We start from the raw sequence: 19980 nt of genomic DNA, 5'->3' as shown, positions 1-19980 counted from the left end.
GAGTGGAATGACGTATTTGATCTTATGTTTGGCGATTTTGTGTGAAGTGTTCGCGACCACCGCATTGAAGGCGTCAGACTCCTTTTCTCGTTTGGCGCCGAGTTGTGTTGCGGTGATTGGTTATGCGGTGTCTTTGTACCTGCTTACCATTGTCATGCGCTCCATGCCAACGGGCATAACCTATGCCATTTGGTCTGGCTTAGGCGTTGTGTTGATTTCTCTGTTTGGTTACTGGTTTGCCAACGAGAAACTGGACTTGGCGGCTTGGCTGGGCATGTCGATGATTGTCGCCGGTGTGGTGGTGATTAATGTGTTTTCAAAAACCGTTAGCCATTAGCTATTAGCCATAGGTCACAGCAGGCGAAAAAAAAACACGGCACCGGCCGTGTTTTTTTGTTTTATTCCGCTTGGGTCACTTTGACCTTGCCTTTCTTATTGGCCAACCACAAAAATTGATAAGGCATTAGGGTCACCTTAGCCAGATGGTCTTCATAGACTTGATCGGTGACCAAGTCAGTCCAATCGTCTGTGGCAATTAAATTAAGCTCAGACAGGTTAAAGTTTTGTGGCTGATCGGTCATGTTGTAGACCGCAAACAGGCTTTGTCGACGATCCAAACTTTGGCGCCAAAAAGCGAACAAATTGTCTCCCATGTGCAATATATATTGCGTGGCGTTGGGGTGGAAGGCGGTTTGCGCTCGGCGAATTTGTGTTAAGCGTGATACCCCTTGAAACACTTTTTGATGGTGGGTTGGTGTGTTTAACACGTGTTCTAGATCGTCCATTTTCCAAATATGACGATTAATAGAACGAAATTGGCCAGTATTGTCTACTCGCTCGTTGTCGTTTTCGGTGGCAAAGAAGCTGTGAATGTAAAACGCCGGAACCCCTTCCAATGCCATCATCACACCGGCTGCACACATAAAACGCGCAAATTGCCACTGATCTGGCCCTTGCTGTACCGAACCGGCCAACGCGTTCCACAAGCTGATATTGATTTCATACGGCTTGGCATCACCTTGTGGTGTGGTGCGCGAGCTGAGGCGACCGCCAAAGCGTTTCATGGTGTTGATCAGAGTATCTAGCTCCCATTCAGACAGAAGTCCTTCAGTAGGGCGCAATCCAATGCCGTCGTGAGACGCGATGAAATTCAGGTACGTGGTGCCTTGTTGTGCAGGTGGCATAGACATAAGCCATTGTTTTAAATGCGTACAATTGCCTGTGATCAGGCTATTGATGAGCAATGGCGGCAAAGAAAAGTTGTAAATAAGGTGCGCTTCGTTGGCGTTGCCAAAATAGGTAAGATTTTCTTGGTTCGGAATATTGGTTTCAGTGATGATCACGGAATCCGGCGCATAATGTTCGATCATAAGGCGCAGTAAGCGAATCATTTCGTGGGTCTGTGGCAAATTGATGCTAGGCGTGCCGGGGATTTTCCAAAGAAAAGCCACCGCATCGAGACGAAACCAGCGAATGCCTTTTTCGAGGTATAAGCGAATGATGCGCAGAAACTCCAATAACACATCCGGATTTTCAAAATTCAAATCAACTTGGTCATGACTAAAGGTACACCAGACGTGTTTTTCGCCATTTTTGGTTTGTACTTCTCGCAACAAAGGGGAGGTTCTGGGGCGGACTACTGCGCTTAAATCGGCATTAGGATCGGCTTCATAAAAAAACGAGGCGCCAGGATCAACTCCTGCTTTGTAGTTTTCAAACCACATGCTGCGGCTTGAACAATGGTTAATCACCAGGTCGCCCATCACTTTAAAGTCTTTAGCAATGTTGGAAATATGTTGCCAGCGTCCTGATGCGGGGTTCACCGTGGTGTAATCCATCACACTAAAACCATCGTCTGAACTGTAGGGGAAAAAGGGCAATAAATGCACCGCAGAAATGCTGTCAGCCAATTTGTTTTTGACAAACTTCTGTAGGGTTTCTAGGGGGGCTTCACCTTCTGAACGCAAGGTGTCTGCGTAAGTAATGAGCATGATGTCCGATTGGTCCCATAAATTACGGTGCGGTCGAGGAGACTCTGTATTGGGATCAAGATTGAAGGTGCTCAGGCAGGTGCGGGCAAGTTCGCTGGCATCGAGGTTAGGATACAGTGTTTGTAGATGGCTCGTCAGCCGTTGTTCTAAATGCGATGGGGTAATATTTTCCATAACAACCTACCTGTATGGGGTTAAAAAAGAACGCCAAAGCCTATTTTTCAATAGGTTTTGGCTTGTTTGAGTTCTTGTTCATTTACGCGCTGGCGTCGTTAAGACGAGAGTCTGTTGCAACCGCTAAGCGCTACTGAGGGCCAAATTCATTCATGTCTTGTTCAACGGCTGCCGCGAGTTGTGTCATCACGCCAGGAAATGCGCTGACAACGCGGTTCCAGCTTGGAATAAATGGAGCTTCCATTGGATTAGCAAGGTACATTTCACCGGCTTTCATGACGTTGCCGGCGAACAATTCAACCGCTTGTTCTTCTAAATGGACATCCAGTCTCAAGCCATTTATTTCTGCGTCGTTACGGTAGGTTTCAATGAAATCCAGCGCCGCGCGATAGTAGGTGGCCTTGATGGTTCTAAAGGTCTCTTGATTGAAAATAATGCCGTTGGTTGCCAGCTTGCGGAAAATGGCTTTGGTGATGTCGATGGACATCTTCGATAAACCACCATCGTCATTGTCTGCCGATAATTCTTGATGTTTATGATCGTACACATCGGCAATGTCCACTTGGCATAAGCGGTTATTGGAGTAGTTACGCTGCATTTCACTTAATACGCCAATCTCTAATCCCCAATCACTCGGAATGCGAATATCCGTCATCACATCACGACGGAACGAGAACTCGCCCGCTAACGGATAGCGGTAGCTGTCTAAATAATCTAGGTACTCTAGATTGCCGAAGACTTTTTTCAATGAGTAGAGCAGAGGTGTTACTAACAAACGGCTGACACGACCGTTCATCTTGCCATTGGCGGTACGTGCATAGAAGCCCTTACAAAACTCATAGTTAAATCTTGGGTTGGCGACGGGGTAAATTAATCGTGCCAGTAACTCTCTATCGTAAGTGACTATGTCACAGTCGTGCATGGCGATGGATTCTGCTTTACCGGCGGCTAAGTTATAGCCCATACAGAACCAAACGTTGCGGCCTTTACCCGGGGCGCTAGGCGAAAGATGCTCGCCTTTTAATACGCTATCAATGGCGCGTAGGCGAGGGCCGTCGTTCCACAAGACTTTGTGTTTTTGCGGGAGTACGCTAAAAAACTCCAAGGCGTGTCTGTATTGCTCTTCTGTGGCACGGTCTAGACCAATGATGATTTCTTCTAAATAAGTGACTTTTTTCAGATGCTCAATAATATTTGGCATGGCATCGGTTTCTAACTCGGAATATAAGCAAGGCAAAATAAGGGACATAGGCCGAGTTTTAGAAAACTCACACAGCTCTCTTTCCATCTCTTCGAGGGGACGGTGCGCTAAATTGTGCAATGTGGTGATAATGCCGTTTTGGTGAAAATCGCCCATAATATTTCTCCTAATGTCGTTGCGCCACTGTGGGACACAGACGTCGTTATTGTTGTCTTAAGTCGGTTATTTCTAAAATTGTCACTGTCCTGTTTTTTTCGCTGGAGTACGCCAGCTGCCTACAAAATGCCTTGTTTTATTAGTGCTTTATCAATGGCTTGAGCCCAGCCTTCGGGGCCATAGCCATCGGTTAACCAAGCGTCATGGCGATAGGGTACTTCCGGTGGCGCGTGGACAGGGGAGCGAATTACCACTGGAATATCTGCTTTACTGAGCATGCCAACGTCATTGTCACCGTCCCCTAAAGCCATGGTGGTAACCGCTTCTTGGAAATGGGTCTCGTAACGGGCACTTAGCCACAGCATGGCGCGGGCTTTGTCGCAGTCGCTGCCCATTAAATGAATAAAGCGTCCGCCTTTTTGAAGTTGAACACCTTGTGGCTCAAGGGCTTGTTTGAGAGTGTTGAGAGCAATGTTCGAATCTTGCCAGACCATGGGCTCGGTGAATTCCCGCTGCATGGCGAGTTGCGCATTGGCTTCGGAGAGCCCGGTTAAATCGACGATGTTTTGCGCCTGCATGTCGCAGAAACTTTGAAAACGGTAGTGTGTTTTGTATTCGCTGATCAAATCGATCAGGGTTTGGCGCTTTGGACCGAAGGATTTAAGCCAATAGTCTCCATGATCTTCCATTGACGCATCGACAGGTAATCCAAGGTGTTTGGGAATATAAACGGCGGCCCCGTTTTCGACGATAAATGGGTCTTGATGATTAAGTTCGTTTCGTAATTGGGTGAGTTCAGCGTAGGTTTTACTGGTGTTTAAAATACAAGGGATAGTAAAGGTCTTGAGCGCTTGAAAAGCCTGTAACGCCGGCTGAAAACTGTAAGTGTGATGGTCAAGTAAGGTGCCATCAAGATCTGAAAATACTAAAAGACGAGTCATCAGTGTGGGATCTATTCAAAGGCGCAAAAGGCGATGATATGCTTCGCGACGATTAAATGATCTTGTACCTCCTAATTAGCTGTGCAACTTACAGGGTCTATTGTTCGTTGCTGTTTCACTCAAACTATTCGGTGAAAGATTATTCATTGATCTTGCAAAACTGGTGCCAGTCAGTGAAAGTACGCTTTCATCAGAGTTCCTTCTTGAGCTCCTGCTTTTACACTAACGCTTTAATTGAACAAACGTATGACAATGAATTTAAAACTGACTTTTTCTACTTTTTTGGCGTTAGTCGCTTTCGCGGCAAACTCTATTCTATGCCGCTTGGCATTGGTGCAAAATGACGCGGGAGCATTGATTGATCCAACCTCTTTTACCCTGGTTAGACTGATAAGCGGTGCCTTAATGCTGCTGATTTTATGCCTGCTTTATCGGGACAGTCGTGACACGGCAGAGGTCCCATCGCGACTCAAACAAGTGTGGCAATCTGGTAACTGGTCATCGGCAACGGCGTTGTTTATTTACGCGTTGGGCTTTTCCTACGCCTATGTGTCATTGGCCACCGGCGTAGGTGCGCTCATTTTGTTTGGGGCTGTGCAGATCACCTTGATTTTATTGTCTTTTATAAACGGACATCGCATGAAATGGCTAGAATGGCTGGGGCTCGCGGTGGCCTTTTCTGGCTTTGTTTATTTGGTGTTACCGACGCTCTCTACACCGTCTGCTGTTGGCTTTGTGTTAATGGCATTGGCCGGTGTGGCTTGGGGGATTTATACCTGGCATGGCAAAAAAGTCAGCAAGGCGTTGTTTGCAACCACTTCTAATTTTATTCGAACCTTGCCACTGTTATTAATAGCGCTGGTTTTTGTTGGCTTTCAGTTGGACATCACGTTACAAGGGTTTTGGTTAGCCGTCGCTTCCGGTGCGCTTATGTCTGGTATGGGTTACGCCATCTGGTATGCGGTGTTGGCACACATGAGTGCGTCTGTCGCGGCCGTTTTACAACTCTTGGTGCCAATACTGGCAACCTTGGGTGGCGTCATATTTGCGAATGAGGCCGTTACCTTGCACTTGATTCTAGCGTCGGCAGCGGTATTGGGCGGTGTGTTGATCGTCTTGATTGGTAAGAGAAAATAGAATTAAACGCACCTTTGTTGTGCGTAATTTTATTTTTGCGCCAATTTAGACGTGTATTCTGCATCAGAATTGTCTTTTAACGGGCGTTGCTTGAAGGTGTTTTTGAACGCGGGGTGACCGCGTTTGTTGATCTAAAAAAAGAGAAGCGATGGAGGCTTCTCTTTTTTGTTTTTTCTGTTTTTGGTTTTCTGTATCGGGTTCTGGTTACTGATCTTCGCAAAGCGCGGCGTAAGCAACGGTAAAAGCGCCTTCTTGGAACGCTTTAAGGCCCGTTGATTTAAAAGGCACTGGGAAAGGATTGTCTTTCACTACTTCTTTTATTTTGACGCCAGTGAATAGCTCAACATCGACGGTGTCGATCAGCTGAATGCAGGCTTCGATTTTGAATCCGACCGCACCGCCAGCAAATTTACCCTTGGTAGGACGTTCGCGAATGATCACGCGAGAGACTTTGTAATCCTCAAACAGTTTCTTAAGCATAAATTGAAATTTACGCACGCTTTCACTGTCGTTTGAGTTGCTCAAGGTGTGACGCACTTGGCGGCAATCGGCAATTTGAAAAAGGCCGTCTTGTTTAGATAGCAGACAAAGAATGACTTCGCTGCCTTTGATTTCGATACCACAAGTATTCATAACTTGTTCCTGTCATAGGGAATTTGTTGAATTATCGCATAGATTGATGAAATACGTGGAGTAAAAAACGCGAGGGTCAGAGTAAAAAACACTGCTTGCTCAAGGTGCTACACGTCAGATCTAGGGGAAAATGTAGGCTAACTGGAATATCGCACTGTTTTCGTTTGCCTGTCTCTTTTTTTATATAAGAATATTGTACTATTTCAATATATTATTTCGAAAAAACTAAAATCACGATATTTTATGCTGGGAAAGTGTAAAAAATGTGCTTTTAGTTTTTCCAAAATAGCTCACCCACTGTAATTTTTTAACATAGGCTGTACATCATGACTGCTCCATCGCCAATGGGTATTTCTCGTCCCCAGGTGAAATCGTTAGATGAAATTCTTCCTCGTGAACCATTATTAATGATGGGCGCGGGGCCTGTTCCGATTCCTGAGTGTGTGGCTAAGGCCAACTCTGTTGTCATTAACCATTTGGGAGGGGTCATGGCGCAAGTGATCCACCAGGTAAAGGCAATGGCCAGGTACGTATTCCAAACCCAATCAAAGTGGGTGTTGGGCGTAGCGGGACCGGCATCGGCTGCGATGGAGATGGCCGTATCTAACTTGATGCAGCAAGGCGAGACCATTTTGTGTATCAACAATGGTTTCTTCAGTCATCGCATGGCAGAAATGGCAACACGCATAGGGGCAGATGTTCATGAATTGCATGTGCCTGTACTCGAAGCCGCTGATCCAGAATTGGTGCGAAAAGCGATTGAAAAAGTACGCCCTAAAGTGGTTACCTTGGTGCAAGGTGAAACCTCCAATACAGTGTTTAACCATTCACTGGAAGAAATCGCCAGCATCGCCAAATCCTATGGTTGCCTTGTGGTGGTGGACGCTGTTTGTACCTTGAGCACCATGCCACTCAAAATGGATGAATGGCAGATCGATGTGGTGATCACCGGTGGCCAAAAAGGTTTGTCTTCTATTCCTGGTGTGTCTTTATTGGTGTTTTCTGATGAAGCATGGGCCAGCGTGAAAAGCCGGACCCAGCCTGTGGCTCAGTGGTGTTTCGATGCTCAACTGGCGGAAAATTTTTGGCATAAAGATGGTTACCATTACACCGCGCCTGTGTCTGGCATTATGGCCTTGCATGAAGCGCTGAAATTGGTGTGTGATGAAACATTAGAGCAACGTTTTGCTCGCCATTTGCGTTGCTCTAAGGCGCTTCAGTCTGGGGTCGAGGCAATGGGTCTGGAGCTGTTTATTCCGTCTGAATCGCGTTTGAACTCTGTGGTTGGGATTAAAATTCCTGAAGGCTTAACCGCGGGTGATATTTGTCGCCATATTTCCGATGTGTACCGAGTGGAAATCGCCGGTTCATTTGGTCAGCCGATTGTGCGTATTGGTCAAATGGGCGAACAGTGTCGCGAGCATAACTTGTTCCGTACTTTACATGCCTTTGGCAGCACCATGCGAGATTTAGGCGTGAAAGTTGACCAGCCTAACGGTATGGCGGAAATGGAATCTTACTTGCAGAGCGTGCCACGGACGTTATACCACGTTGCATAAAGAGCACGTAGCGTAAAGAGCAGGTTGCATAAAACACTGGTTATTTAATGAAAGGCGCTTCGATGAAGCGCCTTTTTTTTGCCCAGATTATGGGTTATTGATGTTGCTTCTCTGTGCTGGAGCGGCGCTTGTTAGACGGTGTCGTTTTTTCGTTGGCATTAGGCTGGCAAACAAGGCGCCAGCGGTAATCATTAAGCAAGCGATGATTTGCCCTTGGGACAATACTTCCTCGGTAAAGAGGCCAAGCCAAGCGGTAGACAGGGCCGGTGCGGTGTAAGATAAAACCCCTAAAAGAGAAAGGTTGCCGCGTTTTACGCCCATGTCCCAACAGAAGAAAGCGATGCCCACAGGGCCAAAACCAAGGCCGATGATCGCGACCCAAGTGCTGGCAGAAAAAGACCATTGAGTGGGCTCCAATGTGAGATGGGAAAGCCCAGCTAATAACGTTGTAATCAGGCAATACCAAAGCACTGAGCTTGATGGCACGTGCGCAAAACGGCGATTGCTGACCGAATAACCAGACCAAATAATGGCGCACGCAAAGGCCGCCCCATAGCCCAGAACGCTGCCTGTTATTTGAGAATCTTGAGCACGAGATTGCAGCATAATGCCAGTACCAATAAACGCAATAATGGCACCAACCAAGTGGGTCCATAATAGCTTGTTGCCGCTGGTTGTGCCTGCTAATAGTACGATCAGCAGTGGCCATAAATACGCGATTAACCCCGCTTCGACCGGTGGCGCGTGTTGAAACGCATAGAAGTAACAGAAATGATAAAAGAAGAATCCTAACCCACCCATCGCCATGGCACTGGTGGGTGTTTTTTGCCAAGATCGACGCAACTCGCCTTTAACGAGGTAGACGATAAAAAACAATAAACTGGCCACACCAAAAGTAAGAGTCAGTAACAATAGCGGTGGCACCGCATTGGCTTGGGTAGTGAATAATGCCAGCGTACTCCAAAGAAGAATGGCGATGGAGCCAACGAGAGTGGCGCGTGGGGTTGCAGACGACATGACTATTTTCCTTTACGAATCACGGTTAATTGAATGTATTAGCCTACCGGTTATTGTGTTTTCTGGCATTGTCATAAATCCGTGAAGGCGCTTGTCATAAATCTGTGAAGGTTGTGTTTCGCTTTGAATGGAGCGCACGGTGTGAGCCAATTCAAGCGCGCTGTTTTTAAAGCATGATGCTTGCTCTTGCTTTTTTTAATGGTTGAAGTCGTTAATTAATAAGCCTTGTTATTAATATTTACACAATTTAGATAGAAAATTCACAGATGACAGGATGGTGACAGTTTTGACAGGTAGTGTTTCGCGTCTAGTATGAAGTACGCAAGTCTCGAAATTTGTGACTCACACTAAAGCTCGCTAAATAAAAAAATAATAAGCAGGAGAGAATCATGCTAACGAAAATGTCTTTAAAGACCATTCTTTTTTCAAGTGTTGTTGCATTAACGGCAACCAGTCAAGTTCATGCTTTTGAGCCTGCACGTAGTGCGGATTGTATTGCACCTGCAGCGCCTGGTGGAGGCTGGGATTTTACCTGTCGTAGTGTCGGTAAAGTATTGGTTGACCAAGGTTATATTAAAGGCAACGTGCAAACCATCAACATGGGCGGTGCTGGTGGTGGTGTGGCTTTTGCTCATACCGTGAGTAAACGTGACTCTGATGACAGTCTCATCGTTGCGGCAAGTACAGCAACAACAACTCGCCTTGCGCAAGGCCAATATCCAGGAATGCACACAGATCAAGTTCGCTGGGTTGGTACTTTAGGTGCGGATTACGGTGTGATCGCCGTGGGTAAAAACTCCAAGTACACCACATTAACTCAAATGATGAATGCCCTTAAAAAAGACCCTTCTGCGGTGAAATTCGCCGGTGGTAGTGCGTCTGGTGGCTGGGATCATTTAAAAGTACTGATGACAGCAAAAGAAGCGCACGTTGGTAACCTTCCTAAAATTCGCTACCTAGCGTTTAGTGGTGGTTCAGAAGCTTTAGTTCAAGTTGTTGGTGGTCACATTGACGCTTTTACTGGTGATATTTCTGAAATCAAAGGTTTTATGCAATCCGGTGATCTACGTGTGTTAGCGGTTCTTTCTGAGAAACGTCTACCAGCACCATTTGATGCCATCCCAACGGCAGTGGAACAAGGCATTAGTTCTGTTGCGCCAAACTGGCGTGGTTTTTACGTACCAGGTAAGGCAAGCAAAGCGTCTTACGATTGGTGGGTAAACACACTAGACGAATTGTACAAAACACCTGAATGGAAAGAAGTTATGGCGAAAAACGGCCTAATGCCATTCCATAAATCTGGTGAAGATCTGACTAAATTCGTCAATGAGCAAACTCTAAACATCAAAGTACTTTCTAAAGATATCGGCCTTATTAAGTAAGCCTCGATCGATAGGGGGAGTTTTCTCCCCCTGTAATATCTTACGATTTTTCCTCTATACGTTTTAACTGATTCGGAGCAGAGACATGCGCATTAATGACCGTGTGTTTGGCATGCTAATGCTGGTTCTCGCCGTAGCTTACGGTTGGGAAGCAACACAATTTCCAATTCCATTTGGTGGCCAAGAAAGTGTCGGCCCAGAAACTTTTCCTATTTTATTATCAGTGATTTTGGCGATTAGCTCAGTTTACATGATGATAAAACCTGACCCAGATGAAAAGTGGTCACCGTTACCTATGTTAATTGAGTTAGCCGTTGTTGCTTTGTCTATTGTGCTTTTTGCATGGGCGATTGAGCCGATCGGTTTTATTCCAGCTTCTACTTTTATTGTTTGCTTCTTAAGCTGGCGTATGGGAGCAAGTTTGACCCGAAGTTTAACAACAGGCGTGATTGCGTCTTTGGTTATCTTCTTTTTGTTTAACAATGTGCTAGAACTTGCACTGCCTCTTGGTCTGTTGGAGCTGTAGTCATGGAAACAATGAGTTTATTGATGCATGGCTTTGCGGTGGCATTGACCCCTGAAAGTATCATGTTTGCGATTATTGGTGCCATCTTAGGTACATTAATTGGTGCGCTACCAGGTCTTGGTCCTGCTAATGGGGTGGCGATTTTAATACCGTTGGCCTTTAGTTTAGGGTTATCTCCTACTTCTTCTTTGATTTTGCTGACCTCTGTTTATGCCGGTGCCATGTATGGCGGTCGTATTTCTTCTATCCTGCTGAATATTCCTGGTGATGAGCCAGCGATGATGACCTGTCTGGATGGTTATCCGATGGCGTTAAAAGGCAAGGCCGCCGAAGCGCTTGCGATTTCTGCTATAGCGTCTTTTATTGGTAGCTTTATTGCTACGATCGGTTTGGTGATCTTAGCGCCTATTTTATCTAAATTCGCATTGAAATTTGGTCCTGCGGAATACTTTGCTCTGTTTGTCTTGGCGTTTGCCACACTGGGTGGCGTGACAGGTAAAAACCAATTTAAAACAGTGATGGCGGCTTCTATTGGATTAATGATTTCGACTGTTGGTATTGACCTTTCTACCGGTGTGCAACGTTATACCTTCAACACGCTTGAGTTGTTTGAAGGGGTGGATTTCATTATCGCGATCGTAGGTTTATTTGCCATTAGTGAGCTGTTCTTCTTCCTTGAACGCCATGCGGGAGATGGGTTAAAACAGGTTGCTATTAATAAGCTTAAATTAACCGCAAGAGACATTATCAATGTGTTACCAACCTCAATTCGTGGTGGTCTTTTAGGTTTTATTGCTGGTGTTCTACCAGGAGCCGGAGCGTCATTGGGTTCGTTTATCAGCTACTCATTAGAGAAGAAAATCTCTGATAAAGGGGAGTTTGGTAAAGGAGATCCACGTGGTGTGGCGGCGCCAGAATCGGGTAACAACGGTGCTGCATCAGGTGCCTTGGTACCTATGTTGACTCTGGGTGTTCCAGGCAGTGGTACCACAGCAGTGCTTTTGGCTATGTTGATATCGTTGAACATTTCCCCAGGTCCTATGTTGTTCACTCATAACCCTGATCTTGTTTGGGGTGTGATCGCGGCCATGTTTGTAGGTAACCTTGTCTTGTTACTTTTAAACATTCCTATGGTTGGTATTTTTGTTAAACTGTTGAGCATACCGCCTAAATACTTGATGCCTGTAGTGACCTTGATCGCTTCTGTGGGTATTTATTCTGTTAGCCATAGCCCAACCGATTTGTACTTTATGGTGGCGTTTGGTGTGATGGGTTATATCTTACGTAAGGTGGATATTCCATTAGTGCCAGTGATTTTAGGTTTATTGCTTGGGCCTGAAATGGAGAAAAGCTTACGTCATGCTTTGGTGCTTTCAGATGGTGATTGGAGCGCACTGTTTAATAGTGGGTTAAGTATCGGTCTATGGACGGTAGCGGTTCTTGGTTTGGTTCTCCCGCTGATTGTGGGGCCGATTATTCGCGCCAAAATGCGCAGATCAAAAGACTCTGTTAAAGACGTTTAACACCTGCAATACTAGGTAAAATGTGTTTTAAAAAGTTCGGGTTGTATTTACAGCTCGGACTTTTTGTTTATTGTGCATTTATTAATTTGAGACCGACTCATTAGCCTTGGTAATCATGTATATGCGAATTTTGGTGGTGGAAGATACCCAAGTGTTAGGGCAGGCCATTTGTGAACGATTAGCCAGCTTAGGGCATGGTGTTGACTTGATTGGCGATGGTAAACGCGCCGATGACTTGCTCAAGTATCAAACATTTGATCTGATTTTGTTGGATTTAAACTTACCAGGCCTATCGGGCTTGCAGTTGTTGCAAAAGCTTCGCCAGAGAGACGACGCAACGCCAGTGTTGATTTTAACGGCTCGTGATCAAATCGACGATCGGATACGTTTGTTAGACGAAGGCGCCGATGACTATTTGACCAAGCCGTTTGATTTTGGCGAGTTAGAAGCGCGCTGCCGAGCCTTACTGCGTCGTAAACAAGGTTATGCGGCGAACGTCAGCGAACATGGCAATATTACGGTTAACCGCGACAGTCGACAGGTGTTCGTGAACGGCGAATTGACGGCGGTCACGAACCGAGAGTTTCGCCTTTTAGAAATTTTTCTGGGGCATTTGGGGCGAGTGCTGAGTAAAGATGAAATTACCGACCATTTGTTTAATTTCGATGAAACCCCCAGCGCCAATGCGATTGAACTGTATGTGGGCCGCTTGCGTAAAAAACTGTCTCAGGGCGACCTTGTGATCAGTACCTTAAGAGGAATTGGTTATGTGGCTGAAATCGCTACAGCACCCAAGAGCCACTGAAGGCAGCCTTGACGAAGAGCGAGAGGCGCTAAAACGAGCGCCTTCGTTACGTTTTCGTCTGATCGGCATTGGTTGTTTAGTCATCAGTATTATTGCGGCCTTGTCGATCAATTTTGTGTTTGATTACAGCCGCCGCCTAGCGGATTTGTCCTATGATCGCTTGTTGCGCAGTGCTCTGTTGCAAATGGACGAAAACGTTGGCCTGATCAACGATGAAGTGAGTATCGATATTCCTTGGTCTGCCTTTGCGACTTTAGCGCAAGCCAATGATGATAAGGTTTTTTACAAGGTTGAGAGCTCTGAGCAGGGCTTTATCACCGGCTATAAAGATTTAGACATGACTCCGCCGCAAAAAACCACCTACGATAAAATACAATTTTTTAATCGCCAATATTCTGGCGAAATGGTGCGTTTTGCCTTTTTAGAGCGGCATTTAACGGAACCCGACGCTACTGGCACAGTGCGTATTATTTTGGGCCAAACCCGTTTATCACGGGAAGAACTTGCTTCTGCGGTGACGCAGCGTTCGGTTGATATCGTATTGATGATTGCCTTGGTGGCGATTGCTTTGATTGTCATCGGGAGTCATTTGGTTTTGCGTCCTTTACAGCGCATAGAGCGAGTCTTGGAGGAGCGTTCGCCTGGGGATTTAACGCCGCTGGATATAAAAACCCCCAAAGAAACGCACCATTTGAAAGTGGCGATCAATCACTTTATGTCACGCCTTCAAGACAACTTAGAGCAGCTTGAACATTACACGGCAGACGCCGCCCATCAGTTACGGACGCCACTCGCTGGGTTGCGCGCCTTAGCTGAAAACGCCCGCGATCAGACGTCACCAGAACGCCAATACCAAGCCTTAGAAGACATTGTTAATCAGTGCGATGCCTTGAGCCAGACCGTGACCTTACTGCTGAATCAGGCGGTGGTGTCGCACCGTATGCAAACCCGTTACCGAGAACCGATAGACCTGCTGTTACCGATTGCCGCATCGTGTCGGGAGCAGGCCGTGACGGCCTTGCATCAAGGAGTGCACCTTTCTTTAGACACAGAACTGGAACATGCCATGGTGCTGGGGGATGCGTTTGCGCTGCAGCAAATGATGCAGAACTTAATCGAAAATGCCGTGCGCTACAGCAATCAAGGGGAGCAACAAGCGACAGAAGTGGTGGTGACCATCGCCGAGTTTGCTGCTTACTATCAGATTCAAGTGATCGATCATGGTGAAGGGATTCCTGAAGCTGAGAAGGAACGGGTATTTGAGCGTTTTTATCGTGGTCGTTACGACATAGCCGGCAGTGGCGTTGGCTTAGCGATGGTCAAAGACATAGTGGATCACCACAGCGCGCGCATTCGTATTTTAAATACTCACCCAAAAGGCACCACGTTCCAAATTGACATCGCGAAATTTCAAATGGGGGTTACCGAATGAAGACGTTATTGGTGCTTTTCAGTGCCCTGAGCATCTTGTGGTCAACGCTTAGCATGGCGGCGCCTGTTTGGTTTGGTGACCTGAAGGCTACGCGCACTTTGCGGATTAATTCTTCTTTGGATTTGGCCTCTTTTGCTCCCTTGCTAGAGCGTTTTGTGGCTTTACATCCTGATGTGCGGGTGTCGTATTTGGATGTGAATACGTTAGAGCTTTATCAAAAAACCATACAAGAAAAAGACCATCCCAGTGCGAGTCTGGTCATCAGCAGCGCCATGGACTTACAACTGAAATTGGTCAATGACGGATACGTTCAGACCTACCGTTCACAGGCGACAGAGCAATTGCCGAGTGACGCTAAATGGCGTAGTCAGGTGTTTGCTTTTTCGTTAGAGCCTGTGGTGATGTTGGTGAATAAAGACCAGTTCCCCGGAAAACTGCCGGAAGACCGACAAGATTTGCTGCGTGCGATTCGCCAATATGAAAAGCAGATGACGGGAAGAATCGGCACGTACGATATTCGTAAAAGTGGGGTGGGGTATTTGCTGGCCAGCCAAGATGCTCGCCAAGCGGACGCAACATGGGGGCGTTTACTTGAAGCATTTGGGAGCCATAGATTACAAACCTATTGCTGCACCCATGAAATAATTGACGACGTGGAGAGCGGAAAATTGGTCGTTGGCTACAACTTGTTGGGGTCCTATGCGTCGCAACGGGCGCGAGTGGATTCGCGCCTTGAAATGATCTTGCCTAAGGATTACACCTTGATGATAAGGCGGGTGGCCTTGATTCCTAAAAAAGCCGCTAATGTTGAAGATGCGGGTCTGTTTTTAGACTTTTTATTGTCAGACGAAGTACAGGGTATGATGCAAACGAAAGCCTTGTTGTTTCCTATTCGTCCTGATGTCACCCCAGTGATTACCCCTTATGTTGTGGAAGCAACGGGGCCTAAGCGAGCGATTGAGTTAGATCAGCAGTTGTTAGTGGGGCGAGATTATGCGAAACAGCGCCGCTTTATTAAAAGCTGGGAAGTGGCGTTAGAGATCAACGACAAATAGCGGCACGAGCGGCCTCTCGGTATTGCCCTGGGGAGCGGCCAAGTTGCTTCGTAAAGAGACGACTAAGGGCGCTCGCATCATGAAAACCAACGGCCAGAGCAATGTCTTCTAGCCCTTTGTTGGAGGTTTCTAATAGGTGTTGGGCTTGCGTAAGGCGACGCTTTAAAAGGTATTGCTTAGGCGTTAGGCCAAGGTGTCGTTTGAACAAAATTGTCAATTGACTGTGGCTTAGGTGAACGTGCTGAGCGAGTTCATTGATTGAGCAAGGGGTTTGAAAATTGGCATCAAGGTATTGCTTCGCGAGTGTTATTCGCTGGTCTCCTTGGTAAATCGTTTCTTGTGGGATTGGCAGTAAACACTCAATGAGTTGCAACGCGTTGGCTTGTGTCTGTTGGCTGGTCTGGTGCTGGGCTAAAGACGACAAAAAGGGCAAATAGGCTTGCGCTTGAGGCGATAAAGTAATGAACGTATCTGTGCTGCTGATGTCTTTATTCCAGCAGGCTAAGTTGTTGATAATCAAACAGCGATTATCGCCTTTTGCCAAGTGAGTATGGGCGTAATCGGAAGAGATCAAACAGGCCTGTCCCGCCTGCACAAGGCGTTGTGAATTTTCTACCTCAAGAAATAAGCTACCCTGTAGTGGTAAGACAATCTGGGTGTGATGATGCACATGTGAGTGGGCTGTTTCTTTGTAGGTAATAATTTCTATAGAGTCACGCATAATTCTCTGGACAGTACCCTCTAACGAACCTCGTAATGCCATCGAGTATAGCATGCGAAGGACGAAACAATTAAAGAGAAATCAGTGACAGAATGGAGACAATAATGACGCGTTTTTTGATGATGCTAGTGGCGTTCACCGTGCAAAATGTTTGGGCGGATATGACCATCCAAGTGGTGGATAAGCAAAATAATCCCGTGCCCAATGCGGTGATTAGTGTGCCCGGCCTCAAGGTGAACACACCGGCAGATTTGGCGATTATGGATCAGGTGTATGGCCAGTTTAGCCCTCGTGTTTTGGTGGTTCAAAAAGGGCAGAGCGTGAGTTTTCCTAATAGCGATGAGATTCGTCATCACGTTTACAGCTTTTCTAAGCCAAAAGCGTTTGAAATTAAGCTCTACAAAGGCAACGCAACGGCGCCACTCTTGTTTGATAAAGCGGGCTTAGTGGTGCTTGGTTGTAATATTCACGATGACATGATTGGTTATATCTACGTGGCGGATAACCATTTCGCGGTCAAAACAGACGAACAAGGCAGAGCGACATTGCCGGCCAAAGCGGGAGATGAAATCACCATCTGGGATGAGAACCTTGCCTCTACATTGCATGCCAAGAAAACCCTGATCGCAGAAGGGGAGCAAGAGCAAATTGTAGTGTTGGATCTGCTGCCGTCCGTTGCCATCAATACTCATGACCATGCTAGTGGACGTGCGAATACACTCTAAGTTCGTGTTGTGTTGTTAAAAAACGCCAAGTAAAACGACCTTTTAATCAGTAAGGTCGTTTATCACGTAAAAAAAGCGACACAGAGTCGCTTTTTTATCGGCTAAACGGTGGCTTAATAGGAGCAGTAGCCACCTTTGTGGTGAGACCCTGTTCCGCCGTGAGGATGCTCTCCTTTTGGGCACGCTAATGCGGAAAACGAAGCCGTAGTCAGCAGGGCGACAAAGAACACCGCGAGCATTTTTTTCATCATAAAATCCTTCTGTTTGATGTTTGATGTTTGAGCAGCGCCAACAGAATAGACCCTTGGCAGCCCATTGTACAATGGGCTTTACGCTTGTCTTCAATGGGTGACTGACAGGGCGTTTTCTCTGTTCTTTTTACGGCAGAAAATATCGATTTTCTCTTCCCATTCTCGCTTTAGTCCCAGTACAAAAAGACACTCCACAAAGACAAACAATGGCCCAATAATGAGCCCGGTAATGTCGTCTACAAACGCGGGTTTCTTGCCTTCAAAATAATGCCCAATAAATTGAAAGACCCAGCCCACCACAAATAAGCCAATCGCCGCGATGAGCCATGTTTGCGTACTTTGTGTCGCGAGCGCGTTCGCTATCCAGACGGACAAGGCGAGTAACAGCGACATCATAATGCCAATGACAAGGTCGAGCTTGATATAGAAGACGCCACTGGCGATCGCGATCAGTATGGCGGGAGTGAAGTCGAGATTAAAGAAGGAGAAATGAGGGCGCGCCAGCAAAGCTGTGATACCCACCACTATCATAGGAATGCCAATAAAGTGTGTCGCCACATTACGTTTGTCTTGATGGTAAAAAGCATATTGGGATAGGTGTTCGAGCATGGTTTTCATTGAGTGTCCTTGTTTTTATTATTGTCGTGATATCAGTTAAATCTATTTCTTCGTAAATTAAAAATCATTTTTTGATATATTGTTCATCAAGAAAAACCGCATTTTTGCGTAAGATCTTAGTGAGTTGACCATTGCCATGTCGATTTTCTTTGAAAAGGAATAGGATAGAGGGGTTGGGCGATGGCCAAATAAGTGACAGCGCACAATGGTTATCTGTTGGGCTAGGCCTGAGCGTAGGCAGGTCAATCAATCTACTTTTAAATATTTATATTTCGGAGGACTCTTGATTTCACGGTTGCCAAAATGGATTGAATACGGGGCGTTTATTCTCGCCTTTGTGGCCGGTTTTATTAATGCCATTGGGCTGATTAGCCTTGATCATCAGGCAATATCTCACCTTTCTGGTACGGTCACGTTATTGGGGGCCAGTTTTCTTGATGGCTCATTACAGGGAACGGCTAACCTGGCTGGTGTGTTGTTGTCTTTTTTATTTGGCGCCTCACTCTCAGGCGTTTTGCTGCACAGCCACACATTGAAATTGGGCCACCATTATGGCTTGGCACTGACCATTGAAGGCGTGCTGATCTTATGGGCTATCTATCTTTTTTCTGCGGGTTCTTATTACGGTTGCTACGCGGCCTCAGCCGCCTGTGGTGTGCAAAATGCCCTCGCCACAAAATACAGCGGCGCGATTGTGCGAACCACTCACATGACTGGCATATTCACCGACTTGGGCATCATGTTTGGTTCCGCGCTAAGAGGGGAAACCTTTGATAAAAGAAAATCGATACTCTTTTTACTGATAATTTCAGGCTTTATCTGCGGAGGCACATTAGGCACTTACCTGTTTAACCTGTACCTGTTTGATGCCTTGTTTATCCCAGCGTCGATCTGCTTTATTTTAGCCTTTGTTTATACCCTTTATTCTAAACGACACCAGCCCGTAGTGATTTAGGTAAACCTAAAGAATGCTAAGCTAAGCTTTCGGACTAAGGGGGCATTTCCCTTTAAAATCCTACGGAATTGGTGACATCTAAATTCGCTGCGTTTAAAGGGATTTAACCCCGGGTAGCGACCACCTAACCTCGGCCTCACTGCTTGACCATCACCAGCAGATCATCCAGCCCAACCGGCGTTTCTCTTTGGCACTAACTATGCCTGTCCTGTTGGCGATTTTTGAACTTTCCATTCAAACAATTTATATTCCTGAGCTTTATTCCGCTCTGCTGAGCGTGTAACTTTTTTCAATTGATAAAAAAGTAACCAAAAAATCTTTTTTAGACCTTTAGCGTATCGTTTACGTAGCACAGGAAAGGAAAGCATTTGTACGTCGATCATTTAAGGAAGGTGTTTAGCGCCTTTTTATATGGAGAGACATCATCAAACACGGCCTCAGAAACGTCATCAAGTCGCGCAACTTCGTTGCATCGAATTAAGGTATTTATAGCTTCAAAGCTTTATAAATAAAGTGGTTTGTAGTCGTAATACTGGAAGAATACGATTTACTTGTGGGCTGGAATACCTAAAAAAGAGCGGCCAATAACTCATGCATAGATGAATACTAAAATTGGTTAAAGTCGAAACGATCGGTGATGTTATGCACTGCTCAGGGTCGAACCCCTTTTTGCCCTACAGGCCTTATTTTAGCTAGAGATAGCGCTTCAAAAAGGGCTTTGACCTGACCTCGACCTCACTGCTGGAGCATCACCAGCAGATCATCCTGCCCAACCGGCGTTTCTCTTCGGCGCTTCTTCACAGCTGCCGCCTACCTCATCGTAGGTCAGTATGTACGGAGGCACGACGGGAATCTGACGATGAAAGCAGCGCTTTCACAAGGCGATGTTGACGCAGCACTGGATGAATACCAATGCTTGTTCCTTCGTCTTTCCCTAGGTTCTCTGAGCAAACCAGAGCCAGAAACCAAAAAACGGCAAAGCAGTCTGGTAATCTCAATCAACTCGCGTTACATTTTGTAAGCAAAGGAATGTAAGCAAAGTAACTAACGGATGGTTCACTCTCAAACATACCTCCCTTTTTGTTACCTCGCGAACATCAAACGAACAATGAGCATGTGCGTTTATCTATTTTTTGAATTTTGTTAATAGCTTTATAAAATACTGAAAGTTCAGTTTG

Annotated in this window: 20 protein-coding genes; 12 read left to right on the top strand and 8 right to left on the bottom strand. The window is 46.1% G+C overall.

The features are described 5' to 3' along the window. Window positions 1-7: 7 nt before the first annotated feature. Window positions 8-337, top strand: a complete 330-nt coding sequence (locus ACIGBN_RS08625; protein WP_133001297.1) for a multidrug efflux SMR transporter — start codon at window positions 8-10, stop codon at window positions 335-337. A gap of 61 nt (window positions 338-398) precedes the next feature. On the opposite strand, the gene ACIGBN_RS08620 is transcribed toward ACIGBN_RS08625, so the two are convergent. The 3 genes from ACIGBN_RS08620 to ACIGBN_RS08610 all read right to left on the bottom strand — a co-directional run bounded on the left by ACIGBN_RS08620 (window position 399) and on the right by ACIGBN_RS08610 (window position 4463). Continuing rightward, complete coding sequence (locus ACIGBN_RS08620) at window positions 399-2165, bottom strand: alpha-amylase family glycosyl hydrolase (RefSeq protein ID WP_396664873.1); 1767 nt, start codon at window positions 2163-2165, stop codon at window positions 399-401. A 130-nt stretch (window positions 2166-2295) separates the two neighbouring features. Continuing rightward, window positions 2296-3522 (bottom strand): glycosyl transferase, encoded by a 1227-nt coding sequence (locus tag ACIGBN_RS08615; protein WP_341562972.1) that lies wholly within the window; start codon window positions 3520-3522, stop codon window positions 2296-2298. A 119-nt stretch (window positions 3523-3641) separates the two neighbouring features. Then, window positions 3642-4463, bottom strand: a complete 822-nt coding sequence (locus ACIGBN_RS08610) for an HAD-IIB family hydrolase (RefSeq protein WP_341562973.1) — start codon at window positions 4461-4463, stop codon at window positions 3642-3644. Window positions 4464-4709: 246 nt separating this feature from the next. On the opposite strand from ACIGBN_RS08610, the gene ACIGBN_RS08605 reads away from it, so the two are divergent. Beyond that, the gene (locus tag ACIGBN_RS08605; RefSeq protein ID WP_341567311.1) at window positions 4710-5600 is read left to right on the top strand and encodes a DMT family transporter; all 891 of its coding nucleotides are present in this window, start codon (window positions 4710-4712) and stop codon (window positions 5598-5600) included. A 204-nt stretch (window positions 5601-5804) separates the two neighbouring features. Here the strand turns inward: ACIGBN_RS08605 and ACIGBN_RS08600 are convergent, their stop codons facing one another. Then, window positions 5805-6233 carry a DUF3010 family protein gene (locus ACIGBN_RS08600; RefSeq protein WP_341562975.1) on the bottom strand — a complete coding sequence of 143 codons (429 nt, stop codon included), beginning with the start codon at window positions 6231-6233 and terminating at the stop codon, window positions 5805-5807. Between the two features lie 326 nt (window positions 6234-6559). On the opposite strand from ACIGBN_RS08600, the gene ACIGBN_RS08595 reads away from it, so the two are divergent. Then, window positions 6560-7792, top strand: coding sequence for an alanine--glyoxylate aminotransferase family protein (locus ACIGBN_RS08595; protein ID WP_341562976.1), 1233 nt, complete (start codon window positions 6560-6562; stop codon window positions 7790-7792). 87 nt (window positions 7793-7879) lie between these two features. Here ACIGBN_RS08595 and ACIGBN_RS08590 read toward each other — a convergent pair whose 3' ends face one another. Continuing rightward, window positions 7880-8809: a DMT family transporter gene (locus tag ACIGBN_RS08590; protein WP_396664867.1), complete on the bottom strand. Its 930-nt coding sequence runs from the start codon at window positions 8807-8809 to the stop codon at window positions 7880-7882. A gap of 389 nt (window positions 8810-9198) precedes the next feature. Between ACIGBN_RS08590 and ACIGBN_RS08585 the strand changes: the two genes are divergently transcribed. The 6 genes from ACIGBN_RS08585 (at window position 9199) to ACIGBN_RS08560 (ending at window position 15532) form a co-directional block, all read left to right on the top strand. Beyond that, a complete protein-coding gene (locus ACIGBN_RS08585; protein WP_341562978.1) occupies window positions 9199-10191 on the top strand; it encodes a tripartite tricarboxylate transporter substrate-binding protein in 993 nt (330 codons plus the stop codon). An 85-nt stretch (window positions 10192-10276) separates the two neighbouring features. Next, complete coding sequence (locus tag ACIGBN_RS08580; RefSeq protein WP_341562979.1) at window positions 10277-10717, top strand: tripartite tricarboxylate transporter TctB family protein; 441 nt, start codon at window positions 10277-10279, stop codon at window positions 10715-10717. A gap of 2 nt (window positions 10718-10719) precedes the next feature. Beyond that, complete coding sequence (locus ACIGBN_RS08575) at window positions 10720-12240, top strand: tripartite tricarboxylate transporter permease (RefSeq protein ID WP_341562980.1); 1521 nt, start codon at window positions 10720-10722, stop codon at window positions 12238-12240. Window positions 12241-12361: 121 nt separating this feature from the next. Further along, on the top strand, window positions 12362-13045 hold the full coding sequence (locus ACIGBN_RS08570) for a response regulator transcription factor (RefSeq protein WP_341563032.1): 684 nt from the start codon (window positions 12362-12364) through the stop codon (window positions 13043-13045). After that, on the top strand, window positions 13008-14477 hold the full coding sequence (locus tag ACIGBN_RS08565) for a sensor histidine kinase (RefSeq protein ID WP_396664864.1): 1470 nt from the start codon (window positions 13008-13010) through the stop codon (window positions 14475-14477). The genes ACIGBN_RS08570 and ACIGBN_RS08565 overlap by 38 nt, the downstream gene beginning before the upstream one ends. Next, window positions 14474-15532 carry an ABC transporter substrate-binding protein gene (locus ACIGBN_RS08560; RefSeq protein WP_396664862.1) on the top strand — a complete coding sequence of 353 codons (1059 nt, stop codon included), beginning with the start codon at window positions 14474-14476 and terminating at the stop codon, window positions 15530-15532. Before ACIGBN_RS08565 ends, ACIGBN_RS08560 begins: the two co-directional genes overlap by 4 nt. Here ACIGBN_RS08560 and ACIGBN_RS08555 read toward each other — a convergent pair. After that, a complete protein-coding gene (locus ACIGBN_RS08555) occupies window positions 15519-16253 on the bottom strand; it encodes an AraC family transcriptional regulator (protein WP_133001284.1) in 735 nt (244 codons plus the stop codon). The genes ACIGBN_RS08560 and ACIGBN_RS08555 overlap by 14 nt on opposite strands. A 104-nt stretch (window positions 16254-16357) precedes the next feature. Here ACIGBN_RS08555 and ACIGBN_RS08550 point away from each other — a divergent pair, with 104 nt between their 5' ends. Then, window positions 16358-16978: a methylamine utilization protein gene (locus ACIGBN_RS08550; protein ID WP_396664860.1), complete on the top strand. Its 621-nt coding sequence runs from the start codon at window positions 16358-16360 to the stop codon at window positions 16976-16978. Window positions 16979-17091: 113 nt separating this feature from the next. Here ACIGBN_RS08550 and ACIGBN_RS08545 read toward each other — a convergent pair whose 3' ends face one another. Further along, window positions 17092-17226, bottom strand: coding sequence for a hypothetical protein (locus ACIGBN_RS08545; protein ID WP_279433424.1), 135 nt, complete (start codon window positions 17224-17226; stop codon window positions 17092-17094). Window positions 17227-17319: 93 nt separating this feature from the next. Next, window positions 17320-17847: a DUF962 domain-containing protein gene (locus tag ACIGBN_RS08540; protein ID WP_396664858.1), complete on the bottom strand. Its 528-nt coding sequence runs from the start codon at window positions 17845-17847 to the stop codon at window positions 17320-17322. A gap of 283 nt (window positions 17848-18130) precedes the next feature. Between ACIGBN_RS08540 and ACIGBN_RS08535 the strand changes: the two genes are divergently transcribed. Beyond that, the gene (locus ACIGBN_RS08535; protein ID WP_341567316.1) at window positions 18131-18802 is read left to right on the top strand and encodes a YoaK family protein; all 672 of its coding nucleotides are present in this window, start codon (window positions 18131-18133) and stop codon (window positions 18800-18802) included. Window positions 18803-19661: 859 nt separating this feature from the next. Beyond that, window positions 19662-19823 carry a hypothetical protein gene (locus ACIGBN_RS08530; RefSeq protein ID WP_396664856.1) on the top strand — a complete coding sequence of 54 codons (162 nt, stop codon included), beginning with the start codon at window positions 19662-19664 and terminating at the stop codon, window positions 19821-19823. Window positions 19824-19980: the final 157 nt, after the last annotated feature.

The organism is Marinomonas sp. NPDC078689 (genome assembly GCF_044542435.1).
Lineage (GTDB): Bacteria > Pseudomonadota > Gammaproteobacteria > Pseudomonadales > Marinomonadaceae > Marinomonas > Marinomonas arenicola.
The sequence above is the reverse complement of the archived record's forward strand: the minus strand, read 5'-3'. Positions and strand labels throughout refer to the sequence as shown.

Excerpts from the sequence above, each read along its gene's own strand:
- ACIGBN_RS08625 (WP_133001297.1), top strand. The coding sequence starts at position 8 with ATGACGTATTTGATCTTATGTTTGGCGATTTTGTGTGAAGTGTTCGCG.
- ACIGBN_RS08620 (WP_396664873.1), bottom strand. The coding sequence starts at position 2,165 with ATGGAAAATATTACCCCATCGCATTTAGAACAACGGCTGACGAGCCAT.
- ACIGBN_RS08615 (WP_341562972.1), bottom strand. The coding sequence starts at position 3,522 with ATGGGCGATTTTCACCAAAACGGCATTATCACCACATTGCACAATTTA.
- ACIGBN_RS08610 (WP_341562973.1), bottom strand. The coding sequence starts at position 4,463 with ATGACTCGTCTTTTAGTATTTTCAGATCTTGATGGCACCTTACTTGAC.
- ACIGBN_RS08605 (WP_341567311.1), top strand. The coding sequence starts at position 4,710 with ATGACAATGAATTTAAAACTGACTTTTTCTACTTTTTTGGCGTTAGTC.
- ACIGBN_RS08600 (WP_341562975.1), bottom strand. The coding sequence starts at position 6,233 with ATGAATACTTGTGGTATCGAAATCAAAGGCAGCGAAGTCATTCTTTGT.
- ACIGBN_RS08595 (WP_341562976.1), top strand. The coding sequence starts at position 6,560 with ATGACTGCTCCATCGCCAATGGGTATTTCTCGTCCCCAGGTGAAATCG.
- ACIGBN_RS08590 (WP_396664867.1), bottom strand. The coding sequence starts at position 8,809 with ATGTCGTCTGCAACCCCACGCGCCACTCTCGTTGGCTCCATCGCCATT.
- ACIGBN_RS08585 (WP_341562978.1), top strand. The coding sequence starts at position 9,199 with ATGCTAACGAAAATGTCTTTAAAGACCATTCTTTTTTCAAGTGTTGTT.
- ACIGBN_RS08580 (WP_341562979.1), top strand. The coding sequence starts at position 10,277 with ATGCGCATTAATGACCGTGTGTTTGGCATGCTAATGCTGGTTCTCGCC.
- ACIGBN_RS08575 (WP_341562980.1), top strand. The coding sequence starts at position 10,720 with ATGGAAACAATGAGTTTATTGATGCATGGCTTTGCGGTGGCATTGACC.
- ACIGBN_RS08570 (WP_341563032.1), top strand. The coding sequence starts at position 12,362 with ATGCGAATTTTGGTGGTGGAAGATACCCAAGTGTTAGGGCAGGCCATT.
- ACIGBN_RS08565 (WP_396664864.1), top strand. The coding sequence starts at position 13,008 with ATGTGGCTGAAATCGCTACAGCACCCAAGAGCCACTGAAGGCAGCCTT.
- ACIGBN_RS08560 (WP_396664862.1), top strand. The coding sequence starts at position 14,474 with ATGAAGACGTTATTGGTGCTTTTCAGTGCCCTGAGCATCTTGTGGTCA.
- ACIGBN_RS08555 (WP_133001284.1), bottom strand. The coding sequence starts at position 16,253 with ATGCGTGACTCTATAGAAATTATTACCTACAAAGAAACAGCCCACTCA.
- ACIGBN_RS08550 (WP_396664860.1), top strand. The coding sequence starts at position 16,358 with ATGACGCGTTTTTTGATGATGCTAGTGGCGTTCACCGTGCAAAATGTT.
- ACIGBN_RS08545 (WP_279433424.1), bottom strand. The coding sequence starts at position 17,226 with ATGAAAAAAATGCTCGCGGTGTTCTTTGTCGCCCTGCTGACTACGGCT.
- ACIGBN_RS08540 (WP_396664858.1), bottom strand. The coding sequence starts at position 17,847 with ATGAAAACCATGCTCGAACACCTATCCCAATATGCTTTTTACCATCAA.
- ACIGBN_RS08530 (WP_396664856.1), top strand. The coding sequence starts at position 19,662 with ATGAAAGCAGCGCTTTCACAAGGCGATGTTGACGCAGCACTGGATGAA.